Consider the following 12,953-nt stretch of genomic DNA (forward strand, 5'->3'; position numbering starts at 1 on the left):
ATGAGCCAGATACGACAGCAGGGCCCAGGCGGCAAGGAGTGATCTCATGAGTAGTTACCCGAAGTACCCATAGATGCGCTTATGTTGTACGATGACATACAACAAATCCACCATTGCCCCGCATTGGTACCCCAAGTGGCCTGGATGGACGCCGCCCGCAGCGGACAGCGCTCTCGGCCACGCCGTCCTGGCCCCTGGGCTTTGATCCGACTTTCTTCAACCACCCACCCTTTCACACCACCACCGCCATGCACGCAAACCTGATCGCCGGCAACTGGACCGAAGGCGTCCGCACGTACCAGAACACCAACCCCTCCGACACGCGTGACGTGATCGGCGACTACGCCGTGGCCAGCCGCGAGCAGGCACTGGAGGCTGTGGCCGCAGCGCACGCGGCCTTTCCGGCGTGGAGCCTGTCCACGCCCCAGCAGCGCTTCGACATCCTCGACGCGGTGGGCAACGAGATCATTGCCCGCAAGGCAGAGTTGAGCGACCTGCTGGCCCGCGAAGAAGGCAAGACCCTGCCCGAGGCCATTGGCGAAGTGGGCCGCGCGGCTGCCATCTTCAAGTTCTTTGCGGGCGAGGCGCTGCGCCCCGGCGGCGAGATGATCCCCTCCGTGCGCCCCGGCGTGGGCATCGAGATCACGCGCGAGCCGCTGGGCACCATCGGCATCATCACGCCGTGGAACTTCCCCATCGCCATCCCGGCCTGGAAGATCGCCCCGGCCCTGGCCTATGGCAACACCGTGGTGTTCAAGCCTGCCGAGGTGGTGCCAGGCTCTGCCTGGGCGCTGGCCGACATCCTGCACCGCGCGGGCCTGCCCGCCGGTGTGTTCAACCTGGTGATGGGTCGCGGGTCAGACGTGGGCGCCGTGCTGCTCGAAGACGAGCGCATTGCGGGCGTGAGCTTTACCGGCTCCGTCGGCACCGGCCAGCGTGTGGCGGCGGCCTGCGTGCCACGTGGCGCCAAGGTGCAGCTGGAGATGGGCGGCAAGAACCCGTTTGTGGTGCTGGACGACGCGGACCTGAACGTGGCCGTGGGCGCGGCCATCAACAGCGGCTTCTTCTCCACCGGCCAGCGCTGCACCGCCAGCAGCCGCGTGATCGTGACCGAAGGCATCCACGACCGCTTCGTGGCCGCCATGGTCGAGAAGATGAAGACCCTGAAGGTGGATGACGCACGCAAGACCGGCACCGACATCGGCCCCGTGGTGGACGACCGCCAGCTCGCACAAGACCTGGAATACATCGGCATCGGCCAGCAGGAAGGCGCCAAGCTGGCCTTTGGCGGCGAAGCACTGGAGAAGAACGCCGACGGCGCCCCTGGCTACTACCTGCGCCCCGCCCTGTTCACCGAGACCACGCCCGGCATGCGCATCAACCGCGAAGAAATCTTCGGCCCCGTGGTGAGCGTGTTGCGCGCCAAGAACTACGAAGAGGCGCTGGCTCTGGCCAATGACACGCCCTTCGGTCTGGCCAGCGGCATTGCCACCACCAGCCTCAAGCACGCCACGCACTTCAAGCGCCACGCCCAGGCCGGCATGGTGATGGTGAACCTGCCCACAGCGGGCGTGGACTACCACGTGCCATTCGGCGGCCGCAAGAGCAGCAGCTACGGCCCGCGCGAGCAGGGGCGCTACGCGGCAGAGTTCTACACCACGGTAAAGACGGCCTATACCCAGGCCTGATGCAGGCCTGACACAGTCGCCCGCACCAGCCGCGACGTCCCAAGGCGACTGGACAGGGCGCCAGCGCAACCCTGCGCCCGCCCCGCAATGCCGTTTGGCATGGATTTACAGCCAAAATGGCAGCAAGCGCAGGTGAATCATGCATATATTGCTACACTATTTATAGCATATGTGATTCACCAATGCCCCCTGCGAAACCTGGGGCCTCCCTTGCGTGGCAGAGACTGGGCGCCTCTGCCAGGGGCGTCACCTGTGGTGGGACGTTGTGTCGGTTGGGCACTGCCTGCGCCGTGCGGCAGTGCGCCTGACCAGCGCGGTGGCGGGATGACACGGCCTGTCGCACCGTTGCGTGAACCTCCCGCGCCCATCGTCCGCCCGTGACCAGGGCGGGCCGCGCGCCTATGATGGCTGCAGTTGCGTTTTGAAACACCCGCCCATGACGGCTCCTGCATCCCCCTCCGCAAGCCCCACTGGGCGTCCGCTCATCGACGACCCGTCATCGCCGCACAGGCGGGCGTCCAGCCTGCCCCTGCGCACCATGGTGGCTTGGGGCACGGCCCTGGTCCTGGTGATGGCCTGGGTCACGGTGGCCATCCTGATGAATGTGTCCTGGCGTGACGCGATGAACGCGCAGGTCCGGCAGAACAGTAACCTGGCACTGAGCCTGGGCGAACAGACCGTGCGGGTGATGGCAGCGGTGGACCAAGCCACGATCCGCATGCGGGACGCGGTCCAGGCCAACGACTTTGAAAAGGCGGATTTCACACGGTTTGCCAACGAAACCGGGCTGGCGCCCAAAATCCTGACCCAGCTCTCGCTGGTGGGGCCGGATGGCCGGTTTGTCGGCAGCAACATCGACCCCTCCGGCGAAAAAACCGGCCATGTCGATCTGTCGGACCGCGAGCATGTGCAGGTGCACCTGAACCCGAAAGCGGCAGAGGCCACGCGCCTGCAGCAGACACCCCATGGACTGTTTGTCGGCAAGCCGGTGGTGGGCAAGGTGTCTGGCAAGGCCACCATCCAGCTATCGCGAAAGATCCCGGATGCCAACGGCGGCACCGCGGGTCTGGTGGTGGCCTCCGTGAACCCCGGCTATTTTGAGGATGTCTATCGGGGGGTGCAGCTGGGGCGCATTGGGGTGGTGACCCTCATCGGCAACGACAGCACCGTGCGCGCCCGCGTCATGGGCGGGCAGAGCGTAGGCATGGGCAGCGTGGTGGCACGTGCTGCCAACAACAACATGGACGAACTGGGGGCCAACGGCAACTACGTGCGCTCCAGCGGCCTCGACGGCGTCGAACGCATCTATGCCTACAGCCGCGTGGGCGAATACCCCTTGCTGGTTGTGGTGGCCACCAGCACCGACGAGGCCTTGCAGGAATGGCGCGCCAGCCGCAATGTGGCGCTGTTCACCATGGCGCTGTTCAGTGTGGCGCTGGTGGGCGCAGCGATCATCTTCGTGCGCAGCGTGCGCAAGCTCGAAAGCACCAATGCCGCCTTGCGCATCAGCGAGGCCGAGGCCCGCTCTGCCAGCCAGGCCAAGAGCGAGTTCCTGGCCGCCGTGTCGCACGAGCTGCGCACCCCGCTTACCAGCATCCGGGGGTTTGCCGAGCTGATGGAACTGCGACTGGACCAGCCCCGATACAAAGAGCAGGCCGGACTGATCCGCAAGGCAGCCGACCACCTCAACGCCCTGCTCACCGAGATCCTGGACCTGGCCAAGGTGGAAGCAGGTGCCATGCCCCACATGCCCACCGAACAGAACGTGACCGAGATTGTTCAGTCCACCGCCGACTTCTTTGCCGTCACGGCCGCCAACAAGAACCTGGCGCTCCATGTGCGCATTGCCCCTGACGCCCCCCACACTTTGATGTGTGACGGACTGCGGCTCAAGCAGGTGCTCAACAACCTGCTGTCCAACGCCATGAAATTCACGACCGCAGGCTCGGTCACCATCGAAGTGGATGCCAGCAACGACGCAGTCCGCTTTCATGTGGTGGACACCGGCCCGGGCATCCCGGCGCACCTGCACGAAACGATCTTCGAAAAATTCCGCCAGGGCGACGACCAGGTGAGCTACCAGCACGGTGGCACCGGATTGGGCCTGGCGCTGTCGCGGGCGTTGGCGGTGCTGATGGGGGGCACGCTCACGCTGTCATCCGCAGAAGGCCAAGGCGCGCGCTTTACGCTGACCCTGCCGCGCAACCCGGGCACTGAGCCTCAGTAAGCAGGTTCGTACTGGTGGGACCTACGGCGTTGCAGAGTCAGTGCCGGCTGCGCAGCGTACGGCTGAGCAAAATGACCGGCACCAGCCCCACGGCCACCAGCGCCAGTGACGGCAAGGCCGCCTCGCCCAGGCGCTCGTCGCGGGCCAGCTGATAGGCCACCACGGCCAGGGTGTCGCTGTTGAAGGGGCGCAGCACCATGGTGGCGGGCAGCTCCTTCATCACGTCCACAAACACCAGCAGCGCTGCGGCGGCGGTAGAGCTCTTGAGCAGCGGCCAGTGCACGCGCGCCAGCAGGCCTGCGCTGCCCATGCCCAGCATGCGGGCAGAGTCGTCCAGGCTGGGCGGAATCCGCGCGTAGCCGCTCTGCATGGATTGCAGGGCGACTGCACAAAACCGCACCAGGTAGGCCCACACAATGCCAAAGGCCGTGGCCGTGACCAGCGCGCCCACACCCCACTGCGGCATGGCCGCCTGCAGCCAGCCTACGGGCAACAACAGCCCCACCACGATGACGGCGCCCGGCACGGCATAACCCACGCTGGCCAGCTGCACCACGCCACGCGTGATGGCGTCGGGCTGGCGGCGCACCGCAAAAGCCAGAGCGAGCGCGATGGCGACGGCCAGCGCCGCAGTGATGCATCCTAAGCGCACGCTGTGCCAGGCCCATTCCATGAACCGCTCCCACGGCAGCACCGACCAGTCGGCCGCCAGCGGCCGCAGCATGAAGACCACCGGGGCGACAAAACCCATGACCACCGGCACCGTACAGACCGCCCAGGCGGCCCACCGGCGCGCACCATGGAGCCGCAGCGGCTGCGCCTCGGCAGAGCCTGCGCGCCCGCCGCCGGTGGCAAAACGCATGCGCTTTTGCGCGCGGTGCTCCAGGTGCAGCAGCGCCATCACCACCACCAGCAGCATGGTCGCCAACTGCGCGGCGGCCAGGCGGTTGTCCATGGACAGCCAGGCCTTGTAGATACCCGTGGTGAAGGTCTGGATGCCGAAGTAGCTGGCCACCCCAAAGTCGGCCAGGGTTTCCATCAGCACCAGCGCCACGCCAGCCGCCACGGCCGGGCGTGCCAGCGGCAAGGCCACGGCGCGGATGCGGCGCGGCAGCGGTGCGCCCAGCAGGCGTGCGGCCTCCATGAGGTGGGCGGCGCGCTCACCCAGGGCCGTGCGCGCCAGCAGGTACACGTAGGGGTAGAGCGAGAAGATGAACACCCAGACCGCGCCGCCCAGGCTGCGCACCTCGGGCAGCAGGCGGCCTTCCAGGCCGAAGGTGTTGCGCAGGCCCACCTGCAGCGGCCCGCTGAACTGCAGAAAGTCGGTGTAGGCGTAGGCCGTCACGTAGGCGGGCATCGCCAGCGGCAACAGCAGCAGCCATTCAAAGGTGCGGCGGCCCGGAAAGTCGAACAGCGTCACGGCCGCAGCCGCCAGCGTGCCCACCACGGCCGCTCCCAGCGCAACCAGCACGCTGAGCCACAGCGTGGTCCACACATAGCCGGGCAGCACCGTGGCCGCCATTTCGCGCAGGATGGCGCCCGTCTGCGCATCGCCCTGCCCGGTGGGCGAGAACGGCAGCCACGACGCCAGCACCGCCAGCACCGGCAAGGCCAGAAAGCCTGCAAACAGGATCAGCGGGATGCTGCGAAAGACAGAGGACGGCGTGCGGCGCAAGGCGATGGGCTCGGCAGAAGGAAGAAAGCGCACACCTGCCGAAAGGCATGGGCACCGCAGCACCCAGGAATGCAAATGCGAATTTTAAGCATTCACTCCACCCCGCCTAAAATGCACAGATATGTTTCTTGAGGTCTCCCAACTCGAAGTGCACTACGCAGGCCGCGCACAGGCCGCCGTGCAAGGCGTCACGCTCAGCCTGAAAGCGGGTGACATCGGCGTGCTGATCGGCCCCTCCGGCTGCGGCAAGACCACCCTGCTGCGCGCCGTGGCCGGGCTGGAGCCCGTGACGGGGGGCGAGATCCGCCTCACCAAAAGCGTGGTCAGCAGCGCTCGCCTGAGCGTGCCACCCGAGCTGCGCCGTATCGGCATGGTGTTCCAGGACTACGCGCTGTTCCCGCACCTGTCGGTGGGCCGCAATGTGGCGTTTGGCATCCACCAGCTGCCCCGGGCCGAGCAGGCCGCGCGCGTGGCCGAGGTGCTGAAGCTTGTGGGGCTGGAGGGCAGTGAGCACCGCTACCCCCACGAACTCTCTGGCGGCCAGCAACAGCGTGTGGCACTGGCCCGCGCGCTGGCGCCGCGCCCACAACTCATGCTGCTGGACGAGCCGTTCTCCAACCTCGATGTGGACCTGCGCGAGCGCCTGGCGCACGAGGTGCGCGGCATCCTGAAAGCCGCTGGCGCCACGGCCCTGTTCGTCACCCACGATCAGTTCGAGGCGTTTGCGATCGGCGATGTGATCGGCGTGATGAACGAGGGCCACCTGCACCAATGGGACGACGCGTACACCCTGTACCACCGCCCCGCCACGCGGTTTGTGGCGGACTTTATCGGCCACGGCGTGTTTGCGCCGGCGACGCTGGTGCAGCGCGGCAACAACGTGGTGGCGCAAACCCCCTTGGGCGACCTGACCGACCTGGACGAGTGTCCCCTGCCCAGCAGCTACCCCGCTGGAGAATGTGATGTGCTGCTGCGTGCCGACGACATCGTGCACGACGACCATGCGCCCGTGCAGGCGCAGATTGTGCGCAAGTCGTTCCGGGGTTCGGAGTTTCTGTACACCCTGCGCCTGGCCAGCGGCCACACGGTGCTGGCCCATGTGCCCAGCCACCACGACCACGCGCTGGGCGAGTGGATCGGCATCCGCGCCCAGGTGGACCACGTGGTGACGTTTCCGCGTGGCTGAGGGGGTGTTGGAGTCAAAATCGGCCGGATGCGCTAGTCGAACATGCCTGAATAGCTATTGAATCAATAGCAACCACCCTTCCGCTCAGGACTTGCCCTTGCGCTGCAAGCCCTCCAGGCCGTTCAGGTCCACCTGCGACATCAGGCCGCGCAGCTCTTTCACACCGATCTTGTCTCCTTCGATGCTGACCACCAAGCCGTTCTTCAGGATGGTCTTGAACTCGGCGTGGCTGCCGTCCTTGTCGTAGCGCTGGTGCAGGGTGCGGCCACCTTCCTGCCAGGTCTTTTCGGCGCTGGTCTGGTCTTCCTTCTCGCCCTGCACCATGCCCATGGCCATCACCGCCATCTGCCCGAGGCCGCCCACATCCACGATCTCCAGGCGCAGCTGCTTGTCATCGTTGCCATATTGGGCGCTGGCCTGGCTGGTGGGCAAGCCCAGTGCGGCGCCGTCCTGCACATCAAAACCCGTGCGGGGCAGGCCTGCCAGCTTCTCCGGCAGGGCCGCCTTGAGCGACTGGGCCGCGATGGCCTGCCCCCCACCCAGCACACCGGCCGCAGCCTTGGCGGCATCGCCCGTGGCGGCGGCGATGGCGGCCGGGTCCTGGCTCTTCTGGGCCTCTTCCATCTTGCGGGCGGCTTCTTCCATCTTCTTGCCCGCGGCTTCCAGGCCGGCAGTGTCGATCGACACCTTGCCGCCGGGTGTGTTCATGGTGATGGCAGGGGCGTCGGCACCGCCCAACAGCGCACCGCTGCGCGGCATGAACAGCGCACTGACGGCACCGATGACCACACCCATCACGATGGCCGCAATGACCACCACCACCGTGTAGCCCACCGACTTCTCGGGCGCACTGCGCATGAGCACCGGCAGGCCGGTATAGAGCAGGTAGATGGAGTACAGCGCCGCCAGCAGGCCCAGCATGGCCAGCGAGGGCAGCAGGCTGAAGATGCCGCCCAGCAGGGCAGCCGTGCTGGCGTACACCGCCACCTTCTGTGCCTGGATGGCGTTCTTTTGCCCGCCGAAGGTGGGCGCCAGCGCATCGATGATGAAACCGAGCACTAGCAGGCCCACCAGGCTCAGCCCATACGACACGACCATGTTCACCAACCCGGACACAAACGGCACGCGGATGGTGACGCCAAAGCCGCCAAAACCGATCAGCGACATGCCGATGAAACCGCAGACCGCCGGGATGGCGGCCAGGATCATGGCGTAGCTGGTGAACAGGGTGGCGGTGTCGGTAGCCTCCGTGTCGATGGTGGCCCAGGCCTCCTTGGGTTGCAGAAGAATGCTTTTGGCGCGTTCAATCAGGTTCATGGTGCCCTCCCGGCAGTGTGCAAAGGCCTGCGATGACCCGCAGGCAAACGGAAAGCGCGGACGATACGGGACATTGCACCGGGCAGACCACCCGCGCCATCGCCTGCACGACCCAAAGCGTGGAATATGCACGCTTTTGCCGCACAAAGACGGCTTTTGGGGAACCTAGCGCAGGACCCGGAGCCTGCGAGCGTTCTCAGGCTTTGCGCAGCTGATCGACCGTGTCGTGCAGGTGCTGCGTCCAGGTGCGGCGGTCGCGCTCGCCCGCCAGTTCGGGGGCGCCGTAGTGCACCACGGCTTCGATGGGCGGGGCGCTGAGCGTGCGCCAGATCGAGCCCACCAGGGTTTCGTCGCCGATGTAGCTGGGAGCAAAACTGGTGGCGCCCGTGGCCTTGTCGGCAAAGCGCAGGCCTACGGGCTGCACGGGCGCCTTTGCAGCCACGGCGGCCTGCAGCAGGTTGGCGTGGAAGGGCAGCATCTCGCGCCCGTCGCCCGTGGTGCCTTCGGGGAAAACGGCCAGCACCTCGCCGCGCTCCAGCGACTCCTGCATCGAGCGCACCATGCGCAGCGCATCGCGGCGCGAGCTGCGCTCGATGTAGAGCGTGCCAGCGGCCGTGGCCAGGGTTCCGATCAGCGGCCAGCCCTGCACGTCGGACTTGGAGACAAAGCGGCAGTGCCGCGCGGCGTGCATCACCGGGATGTCGAGCCACGAGATGTGGTTGGCCACCAGCATCACCGGGCCAGTGACCGGGGGCTGGCCCAGGATGCGCAGGCTGATGCCCGCATGGGCCAGCAGCTCCATCGACCACACCTGAACGCGGGCGTGCTGCTGGTCCGGCGACAGCGACGGGAACCGCAGCGCCACAATCCACAGGCCCTTGGCAATATGGCCCAGCAGCCGCAAGAGGCGCCAGCTGGCGCGCAGGAACTTCACGGCTGGGCCTTATCGCGTTGAGTCGTCTCAGCTGCGGTCGAAAGCGACCTGTCCGCCCACCAGGGTCATGCGCACGCGGCCGGGCAGCTCGTAGCCCGAGAACGGCGTGTGTTTGCCCTGGCTGGCGAACGCGTCGTCCTGCACCGTCCACGCGGCCTGCGGGTCGAAGATGCAGAGGTCGCCCACGCCGCCTTCCACGATCTGGCCCACGCTGGCCTGCAAGGTGCCGAGCGCATTGCCCAGCACGCGTGCGGGCTCGGCCGTGACCACGGCCAGCGCGCGCTGCAAGGGCACGCCGCTGTCCTGCGACCACTTGAGTGCCAGCGACAGCAGCAGCTCCAGGCCCGTGGCGCCGGGTTCGGCCTCGGCAAACGGCAGGGTCTTGGCGTCTTCATCCACCGGGGTGTGGTCGGACACCAGCGCATCGATGGTGCCATCGAGCAGCGCCGCGCTCAGGGCGTCGCGGTCGCGCTGCTGGCGCAACGGCGGCGTCAGGCGCGCGCGGCTGTCAAAGAAACCGATGTCGTTCTCGGTGAGGTGCAGCGAGTTCATGCTCACATCGGCCGTGACTTTCAGGCCATCGGCCTTGGCGCGGCGCACCAGATCAACACCCGCAGCGCTGCTGAGGCGGCACAGGTGCACGCGCGCGCCGGTGGTCTTGAGCAGTTCAAAAATGGTGTGCAGCGCGATGGTCTCGGCCGCCACGGGCACGCCCGACAGGCCCAGCCGCGTGGCCAGCGCACCGCTGGCGGCCACGCCCTTGCCCAGGTGCATCTCTTGCGGGCGCAGCCACACGGTGTAGCCAAAGGTGGCGGCGTACTGCAGCGCGCGCTGCAGCACCTGGGTGCTGGCCAGCGGCACCTCGGCCTGGCCAAAGCCCACGCAGCCGGACTCGGTCAACTCGGCCATCTCGGTCAGCACCTCGCCGGCCAAACCGCGTGTCAATGCGCCCAGCGGGAACAGGCGCGACTGGTGCAGCTTCTCGGCGCGGAACTTGAGCATCTCCACTAAGCCGGGCTCGTCGAGCACAGGGTCGGTGTCGGGTGGGCACACAAGGCTGGTCACGCCACCGGCCACGGCCGCAGCCATTTCGGATTCGAGCATGCCTTCGTGCTCGTGGCCGGGTTCACGCAGGCGCGCAGCCAGGTCCACCAGGCCGGGCAGCACGATGCAGCCGGCAGCGTTGATGGTGCGATTGGGCGCAAAGTCGGGCGGCACCCGGTTGACCCCCACGATGCGGCCTGCCGCCAGCGCGATGTCGCAGGTCTGGTCAAGGCCCGAGGCGGGGTCGATCACACGGCCGTTCTGGATCAGTATCTTCATGATTTCAAGCCAAATAGGCCGATAGCGCCAGTGATATATGCGCTAGCAGCTATCAAAACAGGAGCATTCACCGAACGGATCACGCTTCATTCCCCGCGACGATGGACATCACCGCCATGCGCACCGCGATGCCGAAGGTCACCTGCGGCAGGATCACGCTCTGCTTGCCATCGACCACGGCGGAGTCGATCTCCACGCCACGGTTGATGGGGCCGGGGTGCATGACGATGGCGTCAGGCTTGGCCAGTTGCAGCTTCTCCTGCGTGAGACCGAAGCTCTTGAAATACTCCTGGCTGGACGGCAGCAGCGCTCCGCTCATGCGCTCGTTCTGCAGGCGCAGCATGATGACCACGTCGGCATCCTTGATGCCCTCTTCGAGCGTGTGGCACACGCGCACGCCCATCTGCGCCATGTCGCTGGGCACCAGGGTGCGCGGGCCCACCACGCGCACTTCGGCACAGCCCAAGGTGGTGAGGCCGTGGATGTCGGAGCGCGCCACACGCGAATGCAGCACGTCACCCACGATGGCCACGGTGAGGTTGCTGAAGTCCTTCTTGTAGTGGCGGATGGTGTACATGTCCAGCAGCCCCTGCGTGGGGTGGGCATGGCGGCCGTCGCCGGCGTTGATCACGTGCACATGGGGCGCCACGTGCTGGGCGATCAGGTAGGGCGCACCCGACTCGCTGTGCCGCACCACGAACAGGTCGGCCGCCATCGCGCTCAGGTTGGCGATGGTGTCGAGCAGCGATTCGCCCTTGCTGGCCGAGCTGCGCGCGATGTCCAGGTTGATCACGTCCGCCGACAGGCGCTTGGCCGCGATCTCGAAGGTGGTGCGGGTGCGCGTGCTGTTCTCGAAGAACAGGTTGAACACGCTCTTGCCGCGCAGCAGAGGCACCTTCTTCACTTCGCGGTCGTTCACGCTCACGAAGTTGGCGGCCGTGTCGAGGATGTGCGTGACGATGTCGCGCGGCAGGCCCTCGATGGACAGCAGGTGGATCAGCTCGCCGTTCTTGTTGAGTTGGGGGTTGCGCTTGTGCAGCACGGTCGGGCCTCTTTAGTCTTTGTCCTGGACTTGGAATTGGAAGGTGCCGCTGTCGCCCCGCGCCAGGGCCAGCGACTGGGCGGCGGGCAGCGCCACGCGCGCGGCGGCAAAGTCGGCCTGCACGGGCAGCTCGCGCCCACCCCGGTCCACCAGCACGGCCAGGCGCACGCTGGCGGGGCGGCCGTAGTCGAACAGCTCGTTGAGCACGGCGCGGATGGTGCGGCCGGTGTAAAGCACGTCGTCGAGCACCAGCACGTCGGCTCCGTTCACATCAAACGGCAGCGCGGTCTGTGCGCTGGCCGACAGGCCGCGCTGCGCGAAGTCGTCGCGGTGCATCACCGACGAGAGCACACCGGCGGGCCCTTCCAGGCCCAGGTCTTTTTGCAGGCGCTCGGCCAGCCAGGCACCGCCCGAGGCAATGCCCGCCAGGCGCGTGGTGGGGGTGAGCATGCTGCGCACGCCGCGCAGCAGCTCGCGGTACAGCGCCTCGGCGTCTAGCACCAGGCTGCCGGACATTCCGGGGGATGGGGTGGTCATGGGAGATTCCTCAAAAACTGTTCCAGGATGATGCAGGCCGAGGCCGCGTCGGCATCCTTGGCGCCACCAGCGATGGCTTCGGTGGTGCTGTAGCGCTCGTCCACCTCAAACACCTGCAGGCCAAAGCGCCCTCGCAACTGGCGCCCGAATTTGAGCGCGCGTGCGGTGTTCTCGTGGCTCGCGCCGTCGGGGTGGTAGGGCACGCCGATCACCAGCGCGTCGGGCTGCCATTCCTTGATGCGCTCGGCCACCTGTGCAAAACGGGCGTCGCCCTCGGCCTGGATAGTGCGCTGGGGGGTGGCGCTTTTGAGCATGCGGTTGCCCGAGGCGACGCCCGTGCGCTTGAGCCCGAAATCAAAAGCAAGAAAAGTCTGGAAATGCGCAGGAACGGCTGGCGGCTGAATGGACTGAGCGGGCGCGCCAGTCATGCGTGCCCCGCCTCGGGCGACAGCATCCAGGCCTGCAGGCCCAGCAGCGACAGGGCCCGGTCGTAACGCTCAGGCACGGGGGTATCGAAGATCACCGACAGATCGGCCGCCACGGTGAGCCAGGCGTTCTCGGCCAGCTCGGATTCGAGCTGCCCCTCGCCCCAGGACGAGTACCCCAGCGTGATCAGCACGCGGCGGGGGCCTGCGCCCGTGGACAGGGCTTCGAGCACGTCCTTGGAGGTGGTCATCTCCAGGCCGCCGGGGATGGTCATGGTGGAGGCATAGGCCGACTCGTCGGTTTCCCCCTTGTCCATGAGCATGGGTTCGTGCAGCACAAATCCGCGCTCGGTCTGCACCGGGCCGCCCTGAAAAACGGGCTCTGTGGTGAGGTCCTCGCGGCGCAGCGACAGGTCCACCTTGTCAAACAGGCCCTTGAGGGTGATATCGGTGGGCTTGTTGATGATGAGGCCGAGCGCACCGCGTTCGCTGTGCTCACACAGATAGACGACGCTGCGCGCAAAAGACTCATCTTCCAGGCCGGGCATCGCGATCAGGAAGTGATGCGTCAGGTTGATGGGCGCAGAATCGAAAGACAT

11 protein-coding genes are annotated in these 12,953 nt (G+C 66.8%); 3 read left to right on the forward strand and 8 right to left on the reverse strand.

Translation table 11 applies throughout. The features are described 5' to 3' along the window. Window positions 1-248 precede the first annotated feature (248 nt). Both ACODSM_RS10000 and ACODSM_RS10005 read left to right on the forward strand, forming a co-directional pair. Window positions 249-1,688 carry an aldehyde dehydrogenase family protein gene (locus ACODSM_RS10000; RefSeq protein ID WP_488805149.1) on the forward strand — a complete coding sequence of 480 codons (1,440 nt, stop codon included), beginning with the start codon at window positions 249-251 and terminating at the stop codon, window positions 1,686-1,688. A gap of 436 nt (window positions 1,689-2,124) precedes the next feature. Beyond that, entirely contained in the window at window positions 2,125-3,915 is a 1,791-nt protein-coding gene (locus tag ACODSM_RS10005; protein ID WP_488805150.1) for a sensor histidine kinase, read from the forward strand. 37 nt (window positions 3,916-3,952) lie between these two features. Here ACODSM_RS10005 and ACODSM_RS10010 read toward each other — a convergent pair whose 3' ends face one another. Then, entirely contained in the window at window positions 3,953-5,590 is a 1,638-nt protein-coding gene (locus tag ACODSM_RS10010; RefSeq protein WP_488805186.1) for an ABC transporter permease, read from the reverse strand. 121 nt (window positions 5,591-5,711) lie between these two features. On the opposite strand from ACODSM_RS10010, the gene ACODSM_RS10015 reads away from it, so the two are divergent. Continuing rightward, window positions 5,712-6,776, forward strand: coding sequence for an ABC transporter ATP-binding protein (locus ACODSM_RS10015; protein ID WP_488805151.1), 1,065 nt, complete (start codon window positions 5,712-5,714; stop codon window positions 6,774-6,776). An 84-nt stretch (window positions 6,777-6,860) separates the two neighbouring features. Here ACODSM_RS10015 and ACODSM_RS10020 read toward each other — a convergent pair whose 3' ends face one another. From ACODSM_RS10020 to ACODSM_RS10050, 7 genes are all read right to left on the reverse strand, one after another. After that, the gene (locus ACODSM_RS10020; protein ID WP_488805152.1) at window positions 6,861-8,093 is read right to left on the reverse strand and encodes a Yip1 family protein; all 1,233 of its coding nucleotides are present in this window, start codon (window positions 8,091-8,093) and stop codon (window positions 6,861-6,863) included. Window positions 8,094-8,289: 196 nt separating this feature from the next. Next, window positions 8,290-9,027 (reverse strand): lysophospholipid acyltransferase family protein, encoded by a 738-nt coding sequence (locus tag ACODSM_RS10025; RefSeq protein WP_488805153.1) that lies wholly within the window; start codon window positions 9,025-9,027, stop codon window positions 8,290-8,292. Window positions 9,028-9,054: 27 nt separating this feature from the next. Continuing rightward, window positions 9,055-10,350, reverse strand: coding sequence for a dihydroorotase (locus ACODSM_RS10030; RefSeq protein ID WP_488805154.1), 1,296 nt, complete (start codon window positions 10,348-10,350; stop codon window positions 9,055-9,057). Between the two features lie 79 nt (window positions 10,351-10,429). Continuing rightward, window positions 10,430-11,392 carry an aspartate carbamoyltransferase catalytic subunit gene (locus tag ACODSM_RS10035; RefSeq protein ID WP_015015580.1) on the reverse strand — a complete coding sequence of 321 codons (963 nt, stop codon included), beginning with the start codon at window positions 11,390-11,392 and terminating at the stop codon, window positions 10,430-10,432. 12 nt (window positions 11,393-11,404) lie between these two features. Next, a complete protein-coding gene (gene pyrR / locus ACODSM_RS10040; protein WP_015015581.1) occupies window positions 11,405-11,929 on the reverse strand; it encodes a bifunctional pyr operon transcriptional regulator/uracil phosphoribosyltransferase PyrR in 525 nt (174 codons plus the stop codon). Next, entirely contained in the window at window positions 11,926-12,357 is a 432-nt protein-coding gene (ruvX, locus tag ACODSM_RS10045; RefSeq protein ID WP_488805155.1) for a Holliday junction resolvase RuvX, read from the reverse strand. Before ruvX ends, pyrR begins: the two co-directional genes overlap by 4 nt. Further along, a complete protein-coding gene (locus tag ACODSM_RS10050) occupies window positions 12,354-12,953 on the reverse strand; it encodes a YqgE/AlgH family protein (protein WP_488805156.1) in 600 nt (199 codons plus the stop codon). Before ACODSM_RS10050 ends, ruvX begins: the two co-directional genes overlap by 4 nt.

The sequence above is a fragment of the Acidovorax sp. FG42 genome (genome assembly GCF_057809195.1).

What these genes read in the sequence shown, in the direction of transcription:
- ACODSM_RS10000 (WP_488805149.1), top strand. Translation starts at nt 249, where the DNA reads ATGCACGCAAACCTGATCGCCGGCAACTGGACCGAAGGCGTCCGCACG.
- ACODSM_RS10005 (WP_488805150.1), top strand. Translation starts at nt 2,125, where the DNA reads ATGACGGCTCCTGCATCCCCCTCCGCAAGCCCCACTGGGCGTCCGCTC.
- ACODSM_RS10015 (WP_488805151.1), top strand. Translation starts at nt 5,712, where the DNA reads ATGTTTCTTGAGGTCTCCCAACTCGAAGTGCACTACGCAGGCCGCGCA.
- ACODSM_RS10020 (WP_488805152.1), bottom strand. Translation starts at nt 8,093, where the DNA reads ATGAACCTGATTGAACGCGCCAAAAGCATTCTTCTGCAACCCAAGGAG.
- ACODSM_RS10030 (WP_488805154.1), bottom strand. Translation starts at nt 10,350, where the DNA reads ATGAAGATACTGATCCAGAACGGCCGTGTGATCGACCCCGCCTCGGGC.
- pyrR (WP_015015581.1), bottom strand. Translation starts at nt 11,929, where the DNA reads ATGACCACCCCATCCCCCGGAATGTCCGGCAGCCTGGTGCTAGACGCC.
- ruvX (WP_488805155.1), bottom strand. Translation starts at nt 12,357, where the DNA reads ATGACTGGCGCGCCCGCTCAGTCCATTCAGCCGCCAGCCGTTCCTGCG.
- ACODSM_RS10050 (WP_488805156.1), bottom strand. Translation starts at nt 12,953, where the DNA reads ATGTCTTTCGATTCTGCGCCCATCAACCTGACGCATCACTTCCTGATC.